Source organism: Thiofilum flexile DSM 14609 (assembly GCF_000380185.1).
Lineage (GTDB): Bacteria > Pseudomonadota > Gammaproteobacteria > Thiotrichales > Thiotrichaceae > Thiofilum > Thiofilum flexile.
In genome coordinates this window covers 103,341-124,510 of record NZ_KB904749.1, presented here as the reverse complement: position 1 = coordinate 124,510, position 21,170 = coordinate 103,341, and the positions used below count along the sequence as shown (strand labels likewise).

Below are 21,170 nucleotides of genomic sequence, written 5' to 3'. Positions count from 1 at the left end.
TCCCATTGGGGGATTGAGAACCGACTCCATTGGGTCTTGGATGTGCTGATGCAGGAGGATCGGGCGCGTAACCGTACCGGCGATGGGCCTCACAATTTCTCCCTCCTACGCCAGATGGCGACTAACTTACTTCGGTACAGCCAGACAAATAAGCATAGTCTCAAAGTACGGCGCAAGCAGGCCGCTTGGTCAACCGATTATCTCGCCGAACTCTTGGAGCCACTCATCCCTCTACAACAATAAAGATTCAAGCGATTGCCCTGATTATTGAATGCTCTGATGTTGCTCTGATGCAATTGCCGTGGGAAACACTGTATCATCCCGAATGGGGATTTTTAGGTCGTCACCCTGCTTTTAGTTTGTCACGACACACAGCAACCTCTGTCCAAACATTCCCTATACCTAAGGCCGAGCCATTGCGGGTATTGCTCTTTTCTTCTTTACCGGATGATTTGAGCGAGCGTGAGCGTCTTGATATTGAAAATGAGCAAGCGCAAGTACAAGAAGCGCTGTTTGAGGCTGAATTAAGGGGTGAGATTCAACTTCATATGCCTGATGATGGGCGCTTTGAGAGCTTTAAAACTGAGCTACAAACTTTTAAGCCGCATGTGGTTTATCTCAGTGGACATGGTACCTTTCAAGTCGAGACCGCACTTAACAAAGTGACTAGCGGCTTTCTCTTTGAGGATGCTTTGGGTAATAAATCTCTCATGAATGAGGCCGAGATAGCGGCTTGTTTTAGTAATATTCCGGTGCAATTGGTCGTGCTTTCGGCCTGTTTGAGTGCTAAACAAGACCCACGCTACCCTGATAGGGGCTTGAGCTATGTGTTGTATCAGGCGGGTGTTCCGCAGGTGATCGGGATGCGAGAATCTGTCTCTGATCAGGCAGGTGTTGCATTTGCTAAAGCACTTTTGGGTGAAATTACTGCTAAGGAGCGTGTGGATATTGCACTGCAAGCGGCTCGGCAGGCTATCGCCACCTCTGCCGCTGCACCGATGCATTGGTGTTTGCCACAGTTATTAAGTCATGTCATTCATCAACCTTTGACGGATTGGTCATTTACCCCTCAGCCTAAAACACCGATTCCAACTAAGGAACTATTGGGAGATATTTCTGTACCTGAACGCTTTTTAGGACGGCGGCGTGAATTACGCAAATGGCAAAATCGCTTATTGAGTACTCAACATAAGCTTTTGATTACGGGTGCGGGTGGTATGGGTAAAACCGCTTTGGCAAGTAAGCTGATTGCAAAGCTGACACATGAGGGCTATCACTTATTTAGTATTTCCTTGCGCCCTGAGCATGATTGGCAAGAGATCGAACTAGCCATTAAAATGGCATTATTTGAAAATGAAACGCTTAACAAGCAATACGAACGTCTGCAAACCGAGCCGCTCAGTCGCGCTAAGCTATTGGAATGGCTACTTAAACTCAGTCTAAAACACTTTAACAATAAACTGATTTTATTCTTTGACAATCTGGAGTCCGTACAGTCTACAACCAGTCCCCATGCGATTAATGATCCTGAAGTGCAATTGTGGCTCGATGCAGCTTTATCAGTGAGTGCTTCCGGCTTAAAAGTGCTGGCAACTTCGCGCTGGTTATTACCCCATTGGGCAACAGAGGCACATTGTGCGCTGGGTCGTCCGATTTATGGGGATGTGGTGGCCTTTGCACAGCAACAGGCTTTGCCGTTAACGGGTGAACGTCTGCAAAAAGCTTATCAAGTGCTCGGTGGGAATTTCCGTGCTTTAGAGTTTTTTGCCAAAGCAACAACTAGCATGAGTGTAGCAAAAGAGGAGGAGTTTCTTGCTGCTTTGAGCACAGCATCAGCCGAAGCACAAACTGATATGGCACTAGCAAAACTCTTGGAGCATTGCACTGATGAGGCATTGCAACTGCTGCTAGCACTGCGGGCGTATCCGGTGGCTGTGCCATTGAATGGGGTGAGAAAGCTGGGGCATTTATTAAAGCTGGCGGATACTCCACCTCTGTTAGATGAGTTGTTGGCGGTATCGTTGGTAGAGCAGTATCAATCCGAAAAAAGAGGGATGGAATATCAACTCGCCCCCATCATTAGTAGTTATCTAAATCAATACTATGTTTCAATCCACACCCTTGCGGGCGAATTTGGAAGGGGTTACGCCCCTCCCAAATCAGTATATTTTCCTAAAGGAAGAGGTTTCAACCAAGAAAAAATTGATGAATCCGTGTCGCCAGAGCTGTTGCAAGCCGCTGCTAAGTTTTTGTATTGGCAGTTAGAGGAAAAGCTAAATACAACTAGGACATATGCATTTGCTACGCATGGGGCTTTGAGTGCTGCGGGATTAGAGTTGGAAGCGCATCGGCTGGCGTTGGAGTGGATAGTTGGGGTGCTTAATACGGCGGGTTTATATACAACTTTATTAGAGCAATGGTTGCCACCCATATGTGAATCTAGTGATGCAAAAATTAAAGCAGAAGCTTTAGGGCAAACAGGTAAACAGTATTTACATCTAGGACAGTACTCATCCGCGCTCGACTACCTTCAACGAGCCCTGTCCATTAGACAAGACATCGGCGATAAAAAAGGCGAAGGCACCACCCTCAATAATATTTCTCAAATCTATCAAGTAAGAGGCGATTACTCTACCGCCCTCGACTACCTTCAACAATCCCTGTCCATTCAACAAGACGTCGGCGATAAAGCTGGCGAAGGTACTACTCTCAATAATATTTCTCTAATCTATCGAGCAAGAGGCGATTACTCTACCGCGCTCGACTTCCTTCAACGAGCCCTGTCCATAAGACAAGACATCGGCGATAAACAAGGCGAAGGCACCACTCTCAATAATATTTCTCTAATCTATCGAGCAAGAGGCGATTACTCTACCGCCCTCGACTACCTTCAACAATCCCTGTCCATTACACAAGACATCGGCGATAAACGAGGCGAAGGTACCACTCTCAATAATATTTCTCAAATCTATCAAGCAAGAGGCGATTACTCTACCGCCCTCGACTACCTTCAACGAGCCCTGTCCATTATACAAGACATCGGCGATCTTGCAGGCATATGCCCTACACTGTTTAATATGGCTTCTATTTATTGGCAACAAGAACAACAAGATACAGCTCTACAAACATGGGTAAGTGTCTATCAAATAGCTAGCTCTATTAATTTAGCTGAAGCACTAAAAGCACTAGAAAACCTAGCTAAGCAACTAGGCTCAAATGAAGGTTTAGCTCTGTGGGAGCGGCTAGCCCAACAAATGGAAGAACCACCTTCACCCTAAGGTAATCTACGAAACGAAGTGGAGTTCAAGCACAACCAACTATGCTAATCTAGTCCCTACAAACGCTAGATAATCCTATCGGAGCCTAACAGCCATGACCACAGCAGAAAAATTAGCCCAACACTATACCTATGCAGACTATGTCAAATGGCCCGAAGGCGAACGCTGGGAACTAATCAACGGCAACATCTACGCCATGGCAGCTCCCTCACGCCTACATCAACAATTTGTCCTAAAACTCGCCACCCAAATAGACCGCTACCTCGAAGGCAAACCTTGCGCTGTTTATGTCGCCCCCTTTGACGTCCGCCTCCCACGACAAGATGAAGCCGACGCCAAAATAGACACCGCCGTACAACCCGATATTGCCGTCATTTGTGACCCTAGTAAATTAGACGACAAAGGCTGTCGCGGCGCACCGGATTGGATTATTGAAATTATCTCGCCCTCCTCTGCCATTATGGATATGGAGACAAAACTCCGACTCTACGAGCGCCACGGTGTTAAAACCTATTGGATTATTCACCCAATTGACCAATGGCTAATGATCTACCGTTTAGGGCAAGATAACCGTTACGGACACTATCAAATGCTAGGACTCACCGACCCCGTACGGGTCGATTTATTTCCCGACCTGAGTATCGAATGGACGTTCCTACGAAAAAATGAAATGACCTAAGAAGCCATACCCCTTTTACCCTCAAACCTCTATAATCCGCTGTTTTAAGTACCTACAGGACTGGGGACTCATACATGAGTACTTCAAACTCATCATCGGATACCGATCAAAATGAGCAACAATTTTGGGATATGGCGGATCAATTCATTGAACTGGCTAATCAACTCAGCGCAGACACCGATCCCAACGCGGTGATCGCCGCCATGACCTACGCTACCACCCGTTATAGCGCTTTTATTGCTGCTGTTAACTCACTCGATAAAGCTGAATTTGTCGAAGATATGGACAGCAATATGGAGCTATTAAGTCGTCAATATCGCCGCTGGCTAGGCGAAAACCTACGTGACTATCGTGATAATTTTAAAATTTATATTCGTACCGAGGACGATCCAACATGAATAACGATACCGCTGCTATTTTAATCGAAGCCCTACCCTATATTCAGCGCTACGCGGGCAAAACCATTGTGGTCAAATACGGTGGCAACGCCATGACCGAACCCGCCCTGCAACAAGGCTTTGCGCGTGACATAGTCCTATTAAAACAAGTGGGTATTAATCCGGTGGTCGTACACGGTGGCGGCCCACAAATTAATAACTACCTCAATCAGCTCAATATTGAAAGCCGCTTTGTGGATGGGATGCGCGTCACGGATACTGCTACCATGGATGTGGTACAAATGGTATTAGGTGGCTTAGTCAATAAGCAAATCGTGAGCCTCATCAATCAAGCGGGCGGCAGAGCCATTGGTTTAACGGGTAAAGATGGCAATATGATCAAAGCCCGTAAACTCATGCTAGAGCGTAAAGCACAGGCGAACCAACCTGCTGAAATCGTCGATATGGGTCATGTGGGCGAAGTCACCAGCATTGATGCTAGTGTAGTACGCATGCTAGAAGAAGATCGCTATATTCCCGTGATTGCCCCGATTGGTGTGGGTGATGCTGGTGAAAGCTATAATATCAACGCTGACATAGTCGCGGGTAAAATCGCGCAAGTATTAAATGCGGAAAAACTATTGTTACTCACCAATACGCCAGGGGTATTAGATAAACAAGGGCAATTAATGCCGGAATTAAGCCGTGCGGATATTACCCGCCTCATGGAGGACGGCACTATTCACGGGGGTATGCTGCCTAAACTCGCCTGCGCGACCGATGCTTTAGCGGCAGGCGCTCGTAGTGCTTGTATTATTGATGGGCGTTTACCGCATGCGGTGTTATTAGAGTTACTAACTGATACCGGGGTCGGCACACTAGTCACACCTTAGTTTTAATTAGCGGCGGGTGTCTCAGGTGTCACACTAGTAGAGCCTGAGCTACCCGTCTTTGCCGCTTTATCTGCCAATAGTTCTTCTAGGCGTTTTTTATCGGCTTCGTATTGCTCATTGATTTTTAAGGTTTCCATTAAACCTTGCTCAATCGCCTTATCATAAGTATTTAAATCAGCCTCACTGGTCTTAATAAAGCCCTCTAAGGTTTTGATTTGATCTTTATCTTTGATCTTAGCCAGCTTTTCGCGCTGCTTTGCCAGCTCGGTGGCTAGTTTAGCGCGAGTATCCCGTAATTGACTGAGGGTCGATTTTTGTAGGCTAAGGCGATTCTCATAAACCGCCACTAGCTCATCCACCGTCGCATAACTATCGGTTAAATTACGCTCTAACTCGGCCTTATACTTTGCTTTCTCTGCTAACTGTTGCTGTTTTAGCTTAGCTTCATTAGCTGCATTGATCTCAGCAGCCGTTTTAGCCGGCGGTGCTACTTTTACTGTAGTACCTTGTTTATTTAACTCCGCATGCCCAAGATTAGTCGCCTGCGGGGGGATCTTATCCGAATAAGTAACCTTACCCTCTGCATCAACCCAGCGGTAAAGCTGAGCTTGTACAGGCATCGCGGTACACATAATCATATAACTCAAGAGGAAGTAGGCAGATTTTGTCATGATTGTAGCCTAATTATTAGCATAGGAAGATCGACTCAGAAGCGAGCTAATTTATCCTAAGCATGCCATACCTACCCTTGATAGGCGGAGTTATCCGATAATTGGTTGAGTGACTCCGTAGTTCAGTCTGAGCCTAAGCTAGCCGCTGCAGGCTTATTCACCCAAACCTCGATCTGATCAATACGGCGACTGTCCCCTTGCAATACCTTAAAGATCAAGCTACCGATCACGGCCTCATCGCCGGTGCGGGGGATTTTACCTAAATGGTTAATCATTAGCCCCGCAACTGTATCCGCATCCTCATCATCGAGCGCTATCCCGACTAGCTCATTCAACTCTTCAATCGGGGTAATACCGGATACTAAATAGCGCCCGCTTTCTTGTTGGACAATATTAGGATCATCATCTTCTTCATCATCGTGCTCGTCATCAATATCGCCCACGATCTGTTCTAAGACATCCTCAAAAGTGACTAATCCGGCAATACCCGCGTATTCATCAATCACTATTGCCATATGGGCACGATTATTGCGGAATTCGGCTAATAAACGGCTTAAGGGCTGAGTTTCGGGAACAATTAACGAGGGTCGGATAATGTCATCAATCACAAATTCGGCTTCGCGCCCGATATAACGCAGCAAATCTTTTGCTAATAAAATCCCAATCAGATCCTCTCGATTATCCGCCACAACGGGATAACGAGAATGCTCTGTTTCGGCAATTAATTTTAAAATCGTAGCAAAATCATCATCATGATGAATGAATTGAACCTGAGAGCGGGGAATCATTACATCTTGGACTTGTAATGAACTAAAATTCACCACCCCCTGCATCATATTGATCGCATCGTCTGATAATATATTTTTCTTATTAATACGTTGCAGTTCTTCCATTAATTCATCACGACTTTGCGTGGATAAATCTAAGCGCTCAATTAACCATTGCTTCCAACGTGGACGCGGCTTCGAGTCTGAATTTTCGTTTTTCATGATTCCTGATTAATTAGATAAGGATTGGGAATGCCTAATTTCCCTAAAATAGTAATTTCCAAGGCTTCCATCACCTCGGCCTCGGCCTCGGTTAGGTGGTCATAGCCCTGCAAATGCAAGAGGCCATGAATTAATAAATGCGCCCAATGCTGCTCTAGTGGCTTACCCTGCTCTTGTGCCTCACGCTCAACTACTGCCGCACAAACCACTAAATCACCCAAATAATCTTGATCTAATTCAGCCATTAGTTCCGGCTCTAGATCAAAATCGGGTAGCTCATTGGGAAAGGATAAAATATTAGTGGCATAGTCTTTGCCACGATAGTCATGATTTAAACTGCGCCCCTCGTCTAGATCGACAATACGCAGCACACACTCGCCTTGCTCTTGCTGTAAAGCCAAGCTTAGCCACGTTTGCATGTGTTCAATCGAGGGAACCCGTTCCCATTCAGCAGCATTTTGGAGTTCAATCTGAATAGTAGGGGTGTTGTTAGGGGGGGTGTTACTGGGGGTCATGGCTATGGCGCTCATATGCCTCAACAATACGTTGTACTAGGCTGTGCCGTACTACGTCTTTACTCTCAAAAAAGGTAAAACTAATTCCTTTTACCTCACGCAAAATCTCTAATACATGTTTTAAACCCGATCCCTGATGGCGCGGTAAGTCTATTTGGGTAATATCGCCCGTAATCACAGCGGTCGAGCCAAAACCGAGACGTGTTAAAAACATTTTCATCTGTTCAGTGGTGGTATTTTGCGCCTCATCCAAGAGAATAAATGAATCATTTAAGGTGCGCCCCCGCATATAGGCTAAGGGAGCCACTTCAATCACATGGCGCTCAATCAAACGTGTCACTTTTTCAACGCCCATCATTTCATATAAGGCGTCATAGATAGGGCGTAAATACGGGTCAATTTTTTGGGATAAATCACCGGGCAAAAACCCCAACTTCTCCCCTGCCTCTACCGCAGGGCGTACTAACACTAGGCGGCGTACTTCATCGCGCTCTAGAGCCTCCACCGCACACGCCACCGCCAACCACGTCTTACCTGTACCGGCAGGCCCCACCCCAAAATTCACATCATGGTTACGAATGCGCTCAATATAGGCACGTTGCGTCGCCCCTTTGGGTTTAATATAGCCCCGGCGGGTGCGTACCTTCACCTCATTAGGATCACGATCAAATGCGTCTTCTAAATGAGACTGTTGCATCGACAAATGAATATGATCGGGTGTTAATAGGGTATCTAACGTTTCCTCATACAGCTCTTTTAGTAAACGCTCAGCGGCGCTGATGGCCTTGGGGACGCCGGTGACTTGAAATTGATGCCCACGATTTTCAATCGTAATACCCAGACGGTTTTCAATCTGGCGCAAATGCTGATCAAACTGACCGCTTAAATTCATCAAACGCTCAGTATCGACAGGCTCTAAATCAAAACGGACGGTAGAAAGAGAAGGTGTAGTAGTTGTGCTCAAGAGCAACCTGTATTTAATAAAAACAATATTATGACAGCGTAGTATATGTCAGTCTTCTAGTCTAGAAAAGACTCTCCTACGATTTCCCGCTTATCAAAGTTGATATTGACGCTTATTTTGATTTTGTTACCATTAAGAGTACAGCCCGCTGTTGGGAACCCATTTCCATAGATTTAAGGCTTGATCTATTACAAACCACCTAAATAATAACAATAACTTAGGGTAATTTACTGATGAGCACACCCATGATCGCAGCTATTGATTCACATATTTTTAATCATGTACGTAACCATCTAGGTGACGAGGTTTTTGAGTCTATTGTGGCTCAATTTAATAAAGAAACCTCTCAACTAGTCCAGCAATTGCGTCTGGCATTTACCCAAAATGACACCAGTCGCATCCAATTATTAGGCTATAAGCTAAAAACGCTCAGCCAACAATTAGGCGCTACGCGCTTGTCTCAACTGGCGTGCCAACTGAGCAATAATACCCTGCAAACCATCCTACCCGCGATTCAAGCCGAGTATTATCATGTCGTTTATTGGCTCAATGAGCATTACTTAGCACAAAAGGCCTAAAGATAATTTCCAAACCGCTGTAGCAGCTCTGGCTTGTAATAGGCTGGGCTGCTGCAGATGATATTATGATTTCAATGCTTGTACTTGCTCCAATGTAAGTCCTGCCGCTTGAGCAATGGCAACATCAGGCAACACGCCTAGCTGTAATAAATTGATAGCAATAGCTTGGGCTTTTTTTAATGCTCCGATTTGTTCACCCTCTTCAATCCCCAACTGTTTACCCTTTTCTAGCCCTTCTTTCTCCCCATCTGCTTTACCCTCTTGATAGCCCTCTACCTTTCCGTCTTTATACCCATCTAAACGCGCGGTTGCTTGGCTACTCATAAAATCTCGATAATCCTTTAAGCTGCTTTCATATCCTTGACGTTCATTAGCCGGTAATTGAGCGATTTCAGCAATCCCAAATAAACGTTGAAAAATCTCATCGGTGAGTTGAGAGGGAATATGATCTAATTCATGGAGGTGCTTAAACACATAAATCCACTTATCTTGTAATGTACTTAATTCATTAGCCTGCAACTGAAAGCGTGGGAGGACTAAATAGATAAAGTTAAGTTTATCGTAGAATAAAATATTATCCTGATCTTTTAATTGGGCATGATAAAAGACTTTACTTTGCTCATCATCAATCAAAAAATCCAGAATGCCAATGGTATAAATCGCGGTAAGCTTATAGTTCCAATCCCCACGCTTAGCTTGCTCTTGAACAGGAAAGGTAGCGTAATAAATACTACGATCTTTGAAATAAATTTGCTTGACACGCTGTAGTTCTACAATAAAACGCTCACCTGTGGGGCTAATGCAGTTGAGATCAAACACCGCTTTGCGATCCACCATACTACGGCCTTGATACTCATTTTTAGTGTAACTCAAGTCTTGTACTTGATGATGTGCTGGTAAGAAGGTGTTTAAAAAACTGATGAGTAAGTCCTTATGTGGCTCTTCTCCAAACAGCTTTTTAAAGCCAAAGTCAGTCAACGGATTGAGATAGACGTCACTCATACACAGGGTCGCTCTTGAGGTCGCTTGTAATAGCAACAGTATAGTGAAGATGGGGGTCAGATGCGAGTGACCCTCAGAAGCGTTATGGCTCTTTTGATCGAGATTATAAGCTATATTTTAAGCGTATCTTTTTAAACTTAAACATACGGATTATTTATGCTAGCTATTAAATGGATATTGAAAAAATGCCAATATTTAACTTTATTTACCTTGTCGTTAGTATTTCTCTGCAGTATTGCTCAGGCACAGCCTGCTCAAATTTTAGATGCTAATAGATATTTATTTGCGGGTAGTTTGCCTAATAATTCTAATCCTCTTACTAAAAAAATTGCTGGTCTGGTTTATGGAAGAGCTACTTTATATAAGAGTTTAAATAGCACCATAGGAACCGTTGAAATAGATCAATTACCTAATATAGTGAAGCAAAACTTGTTTCGATCTACTACCTATAACCCTTTTAAAGCAGCCTATGCTTATCTGTACACATCCAGTAATTTAGAAAAATTAAAAAGTTGTTCGTTTGTAGGGGTTCCATTTGAGCTGGATAATAATTCCAAAACACAAGAATGGTTTATATCGACTTCATTATATGGGTGCCTGAAGGGGCAAGTGCGAGGCGATGGAGGAGGTATACATTCATGGGTGCTTCAACAGGATAGCCAAAATAAGAGTAGAGTTTTGATGGAAAGTGATGGGCCACTTAGTATTACTAAAACTCCTCAAGATAAGGCAGGGTATCGTCAGATGCGAACAGAACATTATGTCATACGCTTTGCCCCACAAGAGAAAATAGGTTGTGGTAAGGTATTGCTGAAATGGGGCTATAATGGTAAGCAATACAAAATCCTAGAGCAAGGTCCCATCTTCTCAGCAGATTGCCCTGGTGATTGGTATAGTGCAGACCTTTCTAAAGAAGAAAATGCTCAACGTAAACATCAAGCAGCAACTCAGGTAAAAGCGGCTGTTAATAGATGGCTACCTACACTCAAGGCTTTTCGTTAATCCCCCAACAAAGCACTTTCTAATATAATCAGAGTGCTTTGCTAAGCTGATTTAAGCCTGTGCATCTAGTGCTAATCTTCTCGTATTGCCTAAAAAAAAACCATTTCAACCCTTGCCGCTTTGGTGTAAATTGATATTTCGCACAGACATAACGTTTTAATTAAGACTATTATAAGGGATTTTTCGGCCCCTGATAAACTAGCGGTTTACTTAGGGTCTCATTCAGTTTTTCCTCACCAAGGAGGTATTTATGGATAATGATCAAACTGTTGAACCCACTATTACCATGACGCAATCCCCACGCAGCGACGATCAGCCCGTGGAAGAGTTCACTGTCAATGAGGGGGTTAATAAAACAGGGTCGGCGCGTTTGACTGCCATTGAAGATATTATTCAAAGCATGCAAAAACAACCCGATGCTGATAATGACTCACAGATTCTTTCAACGCTAGAAACACTCTTGAGTGATGCCTCCCCTGAAGATGCAGCCCGTTTAAAGTCGGCGCTGCTTAAATGGACTGCGGACAACAAGCTACCAGCGAGTCCCGATGATGAGTTAATCGAAAATTGGCGCACGGCGGTTTACCCGTATAAAAATCGTATGTCACGCAAAAATTACGAACAGCAAAAATATCACCTACAAGTTGAACTCCTCAAATTACAAATGTGGGTACGTGAGACCGGACAGCGTGTAGTGATCCTATTTGAAGGTCGTGATGCGGCGGGTAAAGGGGGAACCATTAAGCGCTTTATGGAGCATCTCAATCCTCGTGGTGCTCGTGTGGTCGCGTTGGAAAAACCCACTGAAACCGAACGGGGTCAATGGTATTTCCAACGTTATGTGTCTCATCTTCCTACTGCTGGCGAAATCGTCATGTTTGACCGCTCTTGGTATAACCGTGCGGGGGTTGAGCGTGTGATGGGCTTTTGTAGTGAAGATGAATACTTAGAGTTTATGCGTCAAGCTCCTGAGTTTGAGCGCCATCTGGTCAAAAGCGGTATTCATGTCATTAAATTCTGGTTCTCTGTGAGTCGTGAAGAACAACGCCGTCGCTTTAAAGAGCGTAAAATCCATCCGCTCAAACAATGGAAGCTCAGCCCTATTGATCTCGCCTCCCTAGAAAAATGGGAAGATTACAGTAAGGCTAAAGAAGCGATGTTCTTCCATACCGACACGGCTGAGTCACCTTGGACTATTATTAAGTCAGACTGTAAAAAACGTGCTCGCCTCAATGCGATGCGCTATGTGTTAAATAAATTAGCCTATGCCGGCAAAGACCCTAAGACCGTCGTGCCTGTTGATCCGCTTATCGTGGGTCGCGCTAGTTTAAGCAACTAAAGCACTGACTTAACTTAGCCGCTATGTAGTATTCTTAAGGAGTAACGTGTATTTCCGAGTAATGCACGTTAGAATAGTGCCATTAACGAAAGTTTACTATTTTAGGAGTATTTATGGACGTTATGGAACGCATTGACCAAGCGGTTAAAGATAATCCCGTTGTCATTTTTATGAAGGGTACCCCACGCATGCCGCAATGTGGCTTTTCCAGCCGCGCAGCTCAAGCATTAATGCAGTGTGGTGAAGAATTCGCTTATGTTAATGTATTAGCTGACCCTGAAATTTTCCAAAACTTGCCACGCTATGCCGATTGGCCTACCTTCCCACAAATCTATGTAGATGGTGAGCTGATTGGTGGTTGCGATATTACTTTAGAAATGTTGCAAAATGGCGAGTTAGTGCCTGCTGTTAAAGCAGCGGTTGCTAAACATAAGGCGGCACAAGCGCCTGCACTTGATACCCCAGCCGATGAAGTTCAGCCTAGCGCTTAATTTTAATCACCCCTAATAACCTTATTCCCTATACTTTGCGCTGTGCGAACAGTGCAAAGTATAGTGTGTTGCCTAAATTTTTCTATTTTCAAGCCCCGCATTGACTCCATCCGCCTTTTTTGAGTGATTGAAAGCTCAATTAAAGTCCATTTATTACGGAGTAAAGTTGCCACTCTTAAATGACCTGCTTACAATGCGCTTCTTAGTTTAATTATGCCTGCGCTGCCATTACCAAACGCTCAATATTTAACGCATATAGGTCTGGATAGCCATTACTTTAGGAGTTTTTTATGCCCTGGAATGAACCGGGAGATAACAATCAGGATCCATGGACTGGCAAAAAGCGCTCTACAGGAAGCAAAGCGAGTCCAGAAGAACTACTCAATTCGTTTACTAAAAAACTAAATGAATTACTAGGAGGTCGTAGCGGTGGCTCTAATAACTCCTCCCCTAGCCAAAGTCCCAATCTCAAAACCTTAGGTCTATTAGCCGCTGCGGGGGTGGTTGCGTGGCTAGCTTTTGGTATTTATACCGTCGATGCACGCCAACAGGCGTTAGTATTACGTTTTGGCTCGTATGCGGAAACCACGGGGCCTGGATTACATTGGCACCTACCCTATCCGATTGAGCGCATTGAAATTGTTGATGTGGATCAAAACCGTAGCGCTCAAGACCGCAGCACCATGTTGACCAAAGACGAAAATATTGTCGATATTGCGGTTTCTGTGCAATACAAAGTCAGCGACCCGGTCGCTTATAGTTTTAATGTGCGTAATATTGACAGCTCGGTTGATCAGCACGGCACTTTGTATCAAGTATTGCGTAGCTCTATTCGTGAAGTGGTCGGACGCAATAGTATGGATTTTATTTTAAAAGAAGGGCGTGAACAAATAGCACTCGAAACGCAAACGCTCATGCAAGACATTCTCAATGGTTATAATGCCGGGGTAAGGATTATTAAAGTTAACCTCACCTATGCCGAAGCACCAACGGAAGTGAAAGATGCGTTTGATGATGCCAACCGCGCACGGGAAGATGCGAATCGCTTCCAAAATGAAGCCGATGCTTATGCTAAAAAAGTAGTCCCCGAAGCACGTGGTCAAGCTGCTCGTAAACTAGAAGAAGCCAATGCTTATCGTGAGCAAGTAACCGCTCAAGCCCAAGGGGATACCGCCCGCTTTACCCAGTTACTCAGCGAATACCAAAAGGCTCCTATTGTCACTCGTGAACGTTTATATCTTGACACGATGGAAAAAGTGCTAACCGGATCACGCAAAGTATTGGTTGATAATAAACAGCAAAATATTTTGTATTTGCCCATCGAACCCGGTTCAGCCGTGAGTAGCCTTCCGCCTCCACCGACACCACCGGCGAGCTTTACCTCACAAAATAGTGATAGCCGAGGGATGATTACCTCAACGGCTCCTGCTGTGACTAATACTAGCTCAACACGCCAAGAACGTAATTTAGCTCCGGGTGCTACACGGGAGGGACGTTAATCATGAGTATGATGGATAAATTGAATACCTCGACGCTTAAAATCATTGGCATATCCGCAGGCGTGTTAGTCGTTGCGTTATATGCCATGGCCTATACCGTGGATCAACGCCAGCAGGCGATTAAATTCCGTTTTAGGGAAATTGTGGAGTCTAATATTGTTCCGGGTTTACACTTTAGAATCCCTATTATGGAGCAAGTGGCTTATTTCCCCTCGCAAATTCTATCCTTAGAATCCAGTTCAGAACGCTTCTTAACGAGCGAGAAGAAATATGTGCAAGTCGACTTTTTCGTGAAGTGGCGCATTGAGGATGTGGGTAAGTTTTACCGTTCTACCAGTGGTGGCAGTATGCAAGATGCGACCAGTCGTTTAGAAGATATTATGAAGGATGGCCTACGTAATGAATTTTCTAAGCGCACCATTGAAGAAGCCTTAAGCGCTCAACGTGCTCAAATCATGCAGGGTTTAAAAACCAAATCCAATGAAGCCTCTAAAGAACTAGGGATTGAAGTGGTGGATGTGCGGGTCAGCAAAATCGACTTCCCTGATCAGGTTAGCGAATCGGTGTATGAGCGCATGCGCTCCGAGCGTAAACGGGTCGCACAAGACTTCCGTTCACGCGGTAAGGAAGAAGCCGAAAAAATCCAAGCGGCTGCGGATCGTGAGTCGACCATTATTCTAGCCGAAGCCTATAGGGATGCCGAACGGATACGAGGTGAAGGGGATGCTAAGTCTGCTGAGATTTATGCTAAGGCTTATCAAGCGGATGCTGCTTTTTATTCATTCTATCGTAGTTTACAAGCTTATCGCGGTTCGCTAGGAGATAACTCTAGTGTGATGATTTTAGATCCTAGTATGGATTTCTTCCGCTACCTGAAACAGCCTCAGCCTAACGCTGTTGCGGCTCAGTAAGCTATGATCGATTGGCAAAGTCTATTAACTGCCATAGCCCTCTTACTTATTATAGAGGGCTTACTGCCGTTTATAAGCCCCGGCTTATCTAAGAAAACGTATACAGAATTTTTGACCTATTCGGAAAAAACCTTACGTTTGATTGGTCTCGCTAGCATTATTGCTGGTATCCTACTGCTCTTTCTGACTGATTAACTCCACCATGTCCAATGCTAATCAATACTGGGCGCTCCCCGACGGGATTAATGAGGCATTGCCTATTGATGCCGCACGTCTAGAGCGCTTACGCCGTGAACTACTTGATTTATATGCCACTTGGGGCTATCAACTCGTTATGCCACCCATGGTGGAGTATCTGGAGTCCTTGCGTATTGCACAAGGCACTGATCTGGATTTGCAAACCTTTAAAGTGACCGATCAGCTCAATGGGCGCATGATGGGGGTTCGCGCTGATATGACCCCACAAGTGGCGCGTATGGATGCCCACCGCCTAAGAGCAAATGAAATCAATCGCCTTTGCTATATTGGCACGGTATTAAGAACAAAAAGCTTTCACCGTGATGGTTCGCGTGCTCCCTTGCAAGTGGGTGCCGAACTATTTGGGCATGCAGGCATCGATAGTGATGTAGAAATACTAGCCTTATTAATCCAAACCCTTATGCACTGCCATGTACCTGATATTTTACTTGGTATCGGTCATGTAGAAATATTCAGCGGTCTGGTGGCTCAAGCAAAATTAGATGAAGTAGAACAAAAGCACTATCTAGCCATCTTAGAGCGCAAGTCCCTGCCTGAATTAGATCAGTGGTTAGCTAAGCTTACTTGTAGTGATGAAATACGCGCGATGCTACATGCCTTGCCACGCCTTTATGGTGGGGTCGAAGTGCTGCAAGATGCCCGTAATGCTCTACAGTTAGCACAACCTAATGTCCTAGCCGCCCTCGATTATCTACAACAGATTGTTGAGACGCTACAACGCCATTATCCGACTTGCCGTATCCATATTGATTTAGCCGAACTATCGGGCTATAGCTATCATACAGGTATTGTCTATGCGGCTTATACACCCGGAACAGGATCGGAGATCGCACGCGGCGGGCGTTATGATGGTATAGGTGAAGCGTTTGGGCGCTCTCGACCTGCGACCGGATTTAGTACCAACCTACACGAGTTAGTGCAATATCTGCCTGCTGCTCTGATGGATAATGGCGCTATTTTAGCACCTGCTACTCAAGACCCTGCGTTAGATCAAGCAATTGCTCAATTACGCCTACAGGGTGAATGTGTAATTCGCGCTTTAGCAGGACAGGTGAGTACAGCAGCAGAGCTAGGATTAACCCGCCAACTCGTATATACGAATGGGCAATGGATTCTTAATAAAGTTTGAGTGAGATTGAGTATGGGTAAGAATGTTGTGGTACTGGGTACCCAATGGGGTGATGAGGGTAAAGGTAAAATTGTTGACCTACTCACCGAAAAAGCTGCCGCTGTGGTGCGCTTTCAGGGGGGGCATAATGCCGGTCATACCCTCGTTATTAATGGTCAAAAAACGGTATTACACCTTATTCCCTCCGGTATTCTTAGACCTAATGTGGAGTGCTTAATTGGTAATGGCGTGGTGCTTTCCCCAGAGGCATTGCTAAAAGAAATGACTATGTTAGAAAACAATGGCATACCCGTGCGGGAAAGGCTGCGTATTTCGGAGTCATGCCAATTGATTCTCCCCTATCACGCCGCACTTGATTTAGCACGGGAAAAAGCACGCGGCAGCCAAGCCATCGGTACGACTGGACGCGGGATTGGGCCGGCCTATGAAGATAAGATTTCTCGGCGTGGGCTAAGGGTCAGTGATCTCTTAGATCCAGTCCAATTTGAAACTAAACTGCGCATTATTCTAGACTACCATAACTTTATCTTAGTCAATTACTATCATGCTGATCCTGTTGATTTTCAACAAACTTTAGAGCACGGCCTAGCCATGGGTGAAGTATTGCGCCCTATGATTATGGACATTCCGCACCGCCTCTATGAGCTACGTAAAGCCGGACACAATATTATGATGGAAGGTGCTCAAGGTACCCTACTCGATATTGATCACGGTACTTACCCCTATGTGACCTCCTCAAATACCACAGCCGGTGGCGCTTGCACGGGTTCTGGTGTAGGGCCTCGTGATCTAGATTATATTTTAGGGATTACCAAAGCCTATACCACCCGCGTTGGCTCAGGCCCCTTCCCGACTGAATTATTTGATGAAGTAGGCCAACACATTGCTAAAACCGGACAAGAGTTTGGTGCTACTACCGGACGCGCCCGTCGCTGCGGTTGGTTTGATGCCGTTGTGTTACGTCGCGCTATGCAGCTCAATAGTATTAGTGGCTTATGTATCACTAAACTCGATGTTTTAGATGGGATTGATACCATTCGCCTGTGTGTAGCCTATGAATTAGATGGCGTACAATACGATGTTCCACCTATTTCAACCGAGCGTTTTGCTCAATGTACCCCCGTATACGAAGAGCTACCCGGCTGGACGGAATCCACCTTTGGCGTGACCGACTATCATAAGCTACCCGCTAATGCACAGGCTTATTTAAAGCGCATTGAAGAGGTACTAGAAACACCGATTGATATTATTTCAACGGGGCCCGATCGAGAACAAACCATTATTCTCAATCATCCTTATGCTTAATGACTTAACCTAAGTCGCTCAAGAGTAATCGAGCAGTTCTCGCTCGATTACTCTTGCTCTAGTCCTTTACCCTCACAGACAAGCGGCGGCACTCTATGCTATTATTTAAAATAACAACTGCCTCTTTTTCCAGTAGCCTAGTAAAACAGTGATTCCATGCTCCGTAAAAAGCTCCCCATTGGTATTCAAACCTTTGCCGAAATACGTCGAGAAGGCTATTACTACGTTGATAAAACAGCTCTAGCCTACAAACTAATCAATGAAGGCAAGCACTATTTCCTCTCTCGCCCGCGCCGTTTTGGTAAGAGTCTATTTCTTGATACGCTGAAAGAATTGTTTGAGGGTAATCAACCCCTATTTCAAGATCTAGCGGTGTATGATCAATGGAATTGGGCAGTAAAGTATCCCGTATTACGCTTCAGTTTTGCCAGTGGTAATTTTACCCATGCTGATTATTTACCTCAGAACCTCAGTGCTCAATTAGATACACTAGAAGCTCAGTGGGGATTTCAGTCCGGTTATAGTACCTGTCCTGAGCGTCTACAAGCACTAATTCGTTACACAAAACAAGAAACGGGGCAATCTGTTGTAATTCTGATTGATGAATACGACAAACCTATTTTGGATGCTCTGCATTACCCTGAGATCGCTCGTGCGAATCGTGATTTCCTCCGTGGATTTTATGGCACCATTAAAGACTATGATGCTTATATTAAACTGAGCTTTTTAACGGGTGTTACCAAATTTTCTAAAGTTAGTTTATTTTCTGGCCTAAACAACTTAAAAGATATTACTTTAGATGAACGTTATTCCGCCTTATGTGGTTATACTGATACCGATGTAGATCAAGTATTTTCGCCAGAACTATCAAGATTTGATCGAGATGAAATTCGTAGATGGTATAATGGTTATCACTGGTTAGGTGACGGTGTTTATAACCCTTTTGATGTTCTACAACTGTTTGATACCGGCAAATTTAAAAACTATTGGTTTGAAACGGGTACACCTACCTTTTTAGTGGATTTGTTACTTAAGCGTAAAGTGACCTCTATCTCATTAGATAATAGTATTAGTAGTGCGACTGTCCTCTCTAAATTTGACGTGGATGATATAGAAACCGATGCTTTATTATTTCAAACCGGCTATTTAACCATTAAAAATACTCTCTGGGCAGGCGATAAGGAGTTCTATACCTTAGGCTATCCTAATCAAGAGGTTTACCAAAGTCTTAATGAGATTCTCTTATCCGCATGGGTTAAAAACCAAAAGGCGCAAGGTATTCAGACTTTACGTTTATATGATTTATTAAAAGCTAATGATTTATTAGGCTTAAAGTCACTGTTTCATAGCTTCTTTGCTAGTATCCCCTATCACTGGTATAGCAATAATGATATTCAAAACTATGAAGGCTATTACGCTAGTGTATTTTATTCTTATTTTGCCTCATTGGGTTTAAATGTTACTGTCGAGGATGCCACCAATTTAGGACGTATTGATATGACGGTACAATTCAATGGAGCTATTTACCTGTTTGAATTTAAAGTCATCGAAAATAGCAGCCCAGAAGCCGCTATGGAGCAATTAAAAAATAAAGGCTATGCTGATAAATACCGTGCCCTCCAGCAACCTATTTATCTAATAGCGGTAGAGTTCAGTAAGTTATCGCGTAATATTGAAGGCTTTGCGGTGGAGTCTGTTGGAGTACCCCTATGACCTCTTGCAGTACTGACCCTGATCTCAATCGCCGCTTTGGTGGCATTGCTCGTTTATATGGTGTGGAGGGTTTCGCCCGTCTACAACAAGCGCATGTCTGTGTGATTGGCGTGGGAGGTGTTGGCTCTTGGGCGGTCGAAGCACTCGCTCGCAGTGGAGTTGGGCAATTAACCTTAATTGATTTAGATTCGGCGAGTGAGTCGAATATTAATCGTCAACTAGTCGCTTTAGATAGCACTTTAGGCAAAGCTAAGGTTACTATTTTAAAAGAACGCTGCTTTGATATTAATCCCCATTGTAGTGTCAATACGATTGAAGACTTTGTAGAATTAGAAACGATTAATACTCTAATTACCCCTCAGTTTGACTATGTGCTCGATTGTATTGATAACTCTAAAATCAAAGCCGCACTCATTGCTCATTGTAAACGCCATAAAATTAAAATCATTACGCTAGGTGGTGCAGGTGGACAAAAAGACCCTACTAAAATTCGCCTCACCGATTTAACTAAAAGCCTGCAAGATCCATTACTGTCTAAAGTGCGTAAATTACTCCGTCAGGACTATAACTTTACTCGTAATCCTAAACGCCGTTTTGATATCCCCTGTGTATGGTCTGAGGAAACTATGAGTTTTGCCGATAATGCCAGTGCTAAAACAGGACTAAGTTGTGCAGGCGGTTTAGGGTCGGTGATGACAGTAACCGCTACTTTTGCATTAGTTGCGGTTAGTTATGTACTGGATAAATTAACGACCTCTAGTCAAGCTAATCATAACTAAGCAAAAGCTATTGAGTATTTCTGGAGCAGCATTGGCGGTAGGGATGCCGCCTTGTAACGTACAAGGATGTATTTACAGCAACTGCGGAAGCAATACTCAGTAGCTTTTGCCTATGCACCAACTAAGGTGTATCTCGTAACTGCTTTAATGCACTCGATGATAAAATCAAAATCTGATTTTTATCCTCCTGAATAACGCCCTGCTCTTTCATTTTAGAGAGTACCCGCGAAAACGTTTCGGGTTGTAACCCTAAACGTGAGGCAATCATTGCTTTGGTGGCAGGTAAACGAATCGTCTGCTCATCTGTGGCTTGCTCTAAAAAAGCGAGTAAATAGCCCGCTACCTTTTGCTGTGCAGTCGCCAGACTTAGTGTGTGAATATCATTTAAAAAACCATGAATCCGTAAACTCAAACTCGCCAGCATTTTAAACGCTAGCTCATGATTAACTTGTACTTGATCACGCAATATTTGCGAGGGTATGGCAATTAATTCTGTCGACTCTAATGCCGAGGCATAAACCGGATAAGGCTTACTCAATAAAGCAACAGCCTCGGCAAAAGTTTGTCCCGGACTGATGATTTCAATCACTTTTTCTTTGCCTTCGGGCGTCAGGCGATATAAACGCATACTACCTTTAGTGACTAGAAAAAAATGTTGTGAAGGATCACCCTCGCGAAATAATAATTGACCCATCTTTAAACTCATGAGACGCGAGGCCGCTGCAATCGGGGCTAGATCAGCATCACTCAAACTATTCAATAATGGGGCTACTCGTAACAACTCCATCTACCACTTAC

At 44.3% G+C, this 21,170-nt stretch carries 21 protein-coding genes and 1 pseudogene; 16 read left to right on the top strand and 6 right to left on the bottom strand.

Annotated features, from left to right (window positions below; translation table 11 throughout):
- From A3IK_RS0103590 to argB, 5 genes and pseudogenes are all read left to right on the top strand, one after another.
- Positions 1-243, top strand: a pseudogene (locus A3IK_RS0103590) (ISAs1 family transposase); the annotation flags it as partial.
- A complete protein-coding gene (locus A3IK_RS18395) occupies positions 186-3,278 on the top strand; it encodes a tetratricopeptide repeat protein (protein ID WP_162596610.1) in 3,093 nt (1,030 codons plus the stop codon). The pseudogene A3IK_RS0103590 and the gene A3IK_RS18395, both read left to right, overlap by 58 nt.
- A gap of 94 nt (positions 3,279-3,372) precedes the next feature.
- Positions 3,373-3,957: a Uma2 family endonuclease gene (locus A3IK_RS0103580; protein ID WP_020558603.1), complete on the top strand. Its 585-nt coding sequence runs from the start codon at positions 3,373-3,375 to the stop codon at positions 3,955-3,957.
- 74 nt (positions 3,958-4,031) lie between these two features.
- Entirely contained in the window at positions 4,032-4,355 is a 324-nt protein-coding gene (locus A3IK_RS0103575) for a DUF3144 domain-containing protein (RefSeq protein ID WP_020558602.1), read from the top strand.
- A complete protein-coding gene (gene argB, locus A3IK_RS0103570) occupies positions 4,352-5,227 on the top strand; it encodes an acetylglutamate kinase (protein WP_020558601.1) in 876 nt (291 codons plus the stop codon). The genes A3IK_RS0103575 and argB overlap by 4 nt, the downstream gene beginning before the upstream one ends.
- 2 nt (positions 5,228-5,229) lie before the next feature.
- On the opposite strand, the gene A3IK_RS0103565 is transcribed toward argB, so the two are convergent.
- From A3IK_RS0103565 to A3IK_RS18390, 4 genes are all read right to left on the bottom strand, one after another.
- Positions 5,230-5,898: a DUF4124 domain-containing protein gene (locus A3IK_RS0103565; protein ID WP_020558600.1), complete on the bottom strand. Its 669-nt coding sequence runs from the start codon at positions 5,896-5,898 to the stop codon at positions 5,230-5,232.
- A 122-nt stretch (positions 5,899-6,020) separates the two neighbouring features.
- Positions 6,021-6,887 (bottom strand): transporter associated domain-containing protein, encoded by an 867-nt coding sequence (locus A3IK_RS0103560; protein ID WP_020558599.1) that lies wholly within the window; start codon positions 6,885-6,887, stop codon positions 6,021-6,023.
- Complete coding sequence (gene ybeY / locus A3IK_RS0103555; RefSeq protein WP_020558598.1) at positions 6,884-7,402, bottom strand: rRNA maturation RNase YbeY; 519 nt, start codon at positions 7,400-7,402, stop codon at positions 6,884-6,886. The genes A3IK_RS0103560 and ybeY overlap by 4 nt, the downstream gene beginning before the upstream one ends.
- On the bottom strand, positions 7,389-8,294 hold the full coding sequence (locus A3IK_RS18390; RefSeq protein WP_020558597.1) for a PhoH family protein: 906 nt from the start codon (positions 8,292-8,294) through the stop codon (positions 7,389-7,391). Before A3IK_RS18390 ends, ybeY begins: the two co-directional genes overlap by 14 nt.
- A gap of 305 nt (positions 8,295-8,599) precedes the next feature.
- Here A3IK_RS18390 and A3IK_RS0103545 point away from each other — a divergent pair, with 305 nt between their 5' ends.
- Positions 8,600-8,944: a hypothetical protein gene (locus A3IK_RS0103545; RefSeq protein WP_020558596.1), complete on the top strand. Its 345-nt coding sequence runs from the start codon at positions 8,600-8,602 to the stop codon at positions 8,942-8,944.
- A 63-nt stretch (positions 8,945-9,007) separates the two neighbouring features.
- On the opposite strand, the gene A3IK_RS0103540 is transcribed toward A3IK_RS0103545, so the two are convergent.
- A complete protein-coding gene (locus A3IK_RS0103540) occupies positions 9,008-9,946 on the bottom strand; it encodes an Rpn family recombination-promoting nuclease/putative transposase (RefSeq protein ID WP_020558595.1) in 939 nt (312 codons plus the stop codon).
- A gap of 156 nt (positions 9,947-10,102) precedes the next feature.
- On the opposite strand from A3IK_RS0103540, the gene A3IK_RS0103535 reads away from it, so the two are divergent.
- The 10 genes from A3IK_RS0103535 to A3IK_RS0103490 all read left to right on the top strand — a co-directional run bounded on the left by A3IK_RS0103535 (position 10,103) and on the right by A3IK_RS0103490 (position 20,372).
- Positions 10,103-10,948 carry a hypothetical protein gene (locus A3IK_RS0103535; RefSeq protein WP_020558594.1) on the top strand — a complete coding sequence of 282 codons (846 nt, stop codon included), beginning with the start codon at positions 10,103-10,105 and terminating at the stop codon, positions 10,946-10,948.
- A 601-nt stretch (positions 10,949-11,549) separates the two neighbouring features.
- Positions 11,550-12,287, top strand: a complete 738-nt coding sequence (ppk2, locus tag A3IK_RS0103530) for a polyphosphate kinase 2 (RefSeq protein WP_245539451.1) — start codon at positions 11,550-11,552, stop codon at positions 12,285-12,287.
- A gap of 113 nt (positions 12,288-12,400) precedes the next feature.
- A complete protein-coding gene (gene grxD / locus A3IK_RS0103525) occupies positions 12,401-12,778 on the top strand; it encodes a Grx4 family monothiol glutaredoxin (protein ID WP_020558592.1) in 378 nt (125 codons plus the stop codon).
- 290 nt (positions 12,779-13,068) lie between these two features.
- On the top strand, positions 13,069-14,277 hold the full coding sequence (gene hflK, locus A3IK_RS0103520) for an FtsH protease activity modulator HflK (protein ID WP_020558591.1): 1,209 nt from the start codon (positions 13,069-13,071) through the stop codon (positions 14,275-14,277).
- A 2-nt stretch (positions 14,278-14,279) separates the two neighbouring features.
- The gene (gene hflC / locus A3IK_RS0103515) at positions 14,280-15,188 is read left to right on the top strand and encodes a protease modulator HflC (RefSeq protein ID WP_020558590.1); all 909 of its coding nucleotides are present in this window, start codon (positions 14,280-14,282) and stop codon (positions 15,186-15,188) included.
- 3 nt (positions 15,189-15,191) lie between these two features.
- Positions 15,192-15,383: a DUF2065 domain-containing protein gene (locus A3IK_RS0103510; RefSeq protein WP_020558589.1), complete on the top strand. Its 192-nt coding sequence runs from the start codon at positions 15,192-15,194 to the stop codon at positions 15,381-15,383.
- A 7-nt stretch (positions 15,384-15,390) separates the two neighbouring features.
- Positions 15,391-16,575, top strand: a complete 1,185-nt coding sequence (locus tag A3IK_RS0103505; RefSeq protein WP_020558588.1) for an ATP phosphoribosyltransferase regulatory subunit — start codon at positions 15,391-15,393, stop codon at positions 16,573-16,575.
- A 12-nt stretch (positions 16,576-16,587) separates the two neighbouring features.
- Complete coding sequence (locus A3IK_RS0103500; RefSeq protein WP_020558587.1) at positions 16,588-17,880, top strand: adenylosuccinate synthase; 1,293 nt, start codon at positions 16,588-16,590, stop codon at positions 17,878-17,880.
- A gap of 156 nt (positions 17,881-18,036) precedes the next feature.
- Positions 18,037-19,593, top strand: coding sequence for an ATP-binding protein (locus A3IK_RS0103495; protein WP_020558586.1), 1,557 nt, complete (start codon positions 18,037-18,039; stop codon positions 19,591-19,593).
- Entirely contained in the window at positions 19,590-20,372 is a 783-nt protein-coding gene (locus tag A3IK_RS0103490) for a tRNA threonylcarbamoyladenosine dehydratase (protein ID WP_020558585.1), read from the top strand. Before A3IK_RS0103495 ends, A3IK_RS0103490 begins: the two co-directional genes overlap by 4 nt.
- A 121-nt stretch (positions 20,373-20,493) precedes the next feature.
- Here the strand turns inward: A3IK_RS0103490 and A3IK_RS0103485 are convergent, their stop codons facing one another.
- Entirely contained in the window at positions 20,494-21,159 is a 666-nt protein-coding gene (locus A3IK_RS0103485; RefSeq protein ID WP_020558584.1) for a Crp/Fnr family transcriptional regulator, read from the bottom strand.
- Positions 21,160-21,170 lie beyond the last annotated feature (11 nt).